Below are 2504 nucleotides of genomic sequence, written 5' to 3' on the forward strand. Positions count from 1 at the left end.
ATTATTTTTCACCAGTAATGCCAATTAAAAATCACCAGTGAGCCGGTAGCATTTGGCAGCGAGTTGGAGGCTGGCCGCAGGCCAGCCCTCCTCAACTCGGCAGCCAGATGATTACCCAACAACAATACAAACGGCTCATGAGTGAATACGAAAAGACAGGCAAAGTAGTTGTCAGTGCGTTGAAAGCGGATGTGCATCCGCAAACGGCGCGACAGTATATCGAAGCAGGCAAGTCACCTGTAGAACTTCAAAAGACTCACACGTGGCGCACCCGGCCCGATCCGCTGGAGAAGGTCTGGCCCAAGGTCGCAGCAATGCTCGGGGATGCGCCAGAACTCGAAGCGAAAACACTCTTCGAGCATTTCCTATCCGTTCCGGATAGCGGCTTGGATGAGACTCATCTGCGGACGTTCTTCCGCCGCGTGCGGCAGTGGCGCGCAACCGAAGGGCCGGAACAGGAGGTGTTCTTTGCGCAGGAACGTCAACCCGGCCAGTTGATGCAACTGGATTGGACGCACGCCAGGGAGTTGAACGTGACGATCAACGGAGATCCCCTGGATCATCTGTTCTGCCATTGCGTGTTGCCGTATTCGAACTGGCAGTGGGCCACGCGTAGCATTTCCGAGTCATTTCTGAGCCTCGTGACGGGATTCCAAGCGGCGATCAAGCAATTGGGCAAGTGCCCGCCACATTTGTGCACGGACAACAGCAGCGCAGCCACGCATGAAGTCGAGGCGATGCCGGGCCGTTCGCGCGGCTACAACTCCGAGTATCTGGAACTGTGCACGCATTACGATCTGACGCCCCTGACGATCAATGTGGGTTGCCCGCATGAGCACGGGGATGTCGAGTCATCCAACCGGCATTTGAAGCGCCGCCTGGAGCAGCACCTGATCCTGCGCGGCAGCCGGGAGTTCAGTTCTCTGGAGGAGTATGACCGGTTTGTTGAAGGCATCATCAGGAGCGCCAATGCACGGAGGCAAAATCGACTGACAGAAGAGCTGGAATGCATGCGTGAGCTGCCGGTAAGCGAGTTGGCCGAATACCGCGAGTACCACCCGGTGGTCAGTTCACAGGGCCTGATTCGCGTCAGGAAGCACGCGTATTCGGTGCCTTCTCGTCTGATTGGGCACACGCTGCGGGTGGAACTCCATGAAGCGCGTTTGAAGGTTTACCTCGGGCGCGAGTTTCTGTTTGAACTGCCGAGGCTTCGCGGAGATCGGGGAGCGCTGGTGGACTTTCGCCACGTCATCGTTCCGTTGCTGCGCAAGCCCGGCGCGTTCATCAAGTATCGGCACCGGGAGGCATTGTATCCAAGCACGAACTTTCGGGCAGCGCATGATCGGCTGGTATCCGATCACGGCGAGCGTCCCGGAGTTATCGAGTATCTACAGGTGCTCAAGCTGGCGGCAGAAGTATCGGTCGATGCCGTGGAGCTGGTGCTCAAGGACAAGCTGGTCGTCAAGGGAAAGTGGCGGGCCAAGGATTTGAGAGATGCTCTGGCGCCACCGGTTCGCAAGGTGATTGAACTGCCGGGGCTGACTCCGGATCTCCGTGCCTATGACGCGCTGCTGGAACAGGAGGTGGCTCATGTCGGCTGATGCATTGGAGATGCTGTTCCGGGAGTTTCGCTTGCCGACGATGGCCGGCCGATTTACCGAGTTCATTGAGAGTGCCGAGGCGCAGAACTGGGGTTATCGGAAACTGCTGTTGCACCTGTGCGAAGCCGAGGCGGCGGACCGGCGTGAACGCAAGCTGGAGCGGCTGCTGCGCGAGAGCGGTCTGCCCTCAGGCAAAACGCTGGGCAATCTGGATGAGTCGAAGTTGCCGGCCAAGGTGCGGCGACAACTGCCCACGTTGCTGGAAGGTGGATTCTTGGATCGGGCCGAGAACTTGTTGGTGTTCGGTCTGCCCGGGCGCGGGAAATCGCATTTCCTGAGCGCACTGGGACGGGAACTGATCCTGCGGCAGGGACGTTCGCTTTACTTCACGGCAACCTTCAAACTGGTGCAACAACTCCTGGCCGCCAAGCAGGGCCTGAAGCTGGATGGACTGCTCCGGAAGCTGGACCGCTACGAGGGAATCATCCTCGATGACCTCGGGTATGTGCAGCAATCCCGCGAGGAGATGGAAGTGCTCTTCACGTTCCTGGCCGAGCGCTATGAGCGGCGCAGCGTTTTGGTGAGCAGCAATCTGGTGTTCTCCAAATGGGACCAGATTTTCAAGGACCCGATGACAACGATGGCGGCAGTGGACCGCCTGGTGCATCACGCGATCATTTTAGAATTTGACGGAGAGAGCATGCGAGTGACTCGCGGAAAGGGCGGCAGCTGACCGGCGCGCCCGCCACCCCCTTCGGTTCCACTGCGTCCCTGTCGCCTACGGCTCCAGGGACTCCGTTCCACCGAAGGGGGTGGTTTCGAAAGGGTTGAAAGATGACACAGAGATGAAAACAAAACCGGCAGGCACAGTGATTTCTAATTGTCACTGAAGTGAAGAATAAT

2 protein-coding genes are annotated in these 2504 nt (G+C 58.2%); both read left to right on the forward strand.

Going from position 1 to position 2504, the window contains the following annotated elements; translation table 11 throughout:
- Positions 1–137: 137 nt before the first annotated feature.
- A complete protein-coding gene (istA, locus tag VEB01_RS06805; protein ID WP_324873966.1) occupies positions 138–1601 on the forward strand; it encodes an IS21 family transposase in 1464 nt (487 codons plus the stop codon).
- A complete protein-coding gene (gene istB, locus VEB01_RS06810; RefSeq protein WP_324873967.1) occupies positions 1591–2334 on the forward strand; it encodes an IS21-like element helper ATPase IstB in 744 nt (247 codons plus the stop codon). Before istA ends, istB begins: the two co-directional genes overlap by 11 nt.
- Positions 2335–2504 lie beyond the last annotated feature (170 nt).

Source organism: Methylocaldum sp. (genome assembly GCF_035627495.1).
Lineage (GTDB): Bacteria > Pseudomonadota > Gammaproteobacteria > Methylococcales > Methylococcaceae > Methylocaldum.

Excerpts from the sequence above, each read along its gene's own strand:
- istA (WP_324873966.1), top strand. The coding sequence starts at position 138 with ATGAGTGAATACGAAAAGACAGGCAAAGTAGTTGTCAGTGCGTTGAAA.
- istB (WP_324873967.1), top strand. The coding sequence starts at position 1,591 with ATGTCGGCTGATGCATTGGAGATGCTGTTCCGGGAGTTTCGCTTGCCG.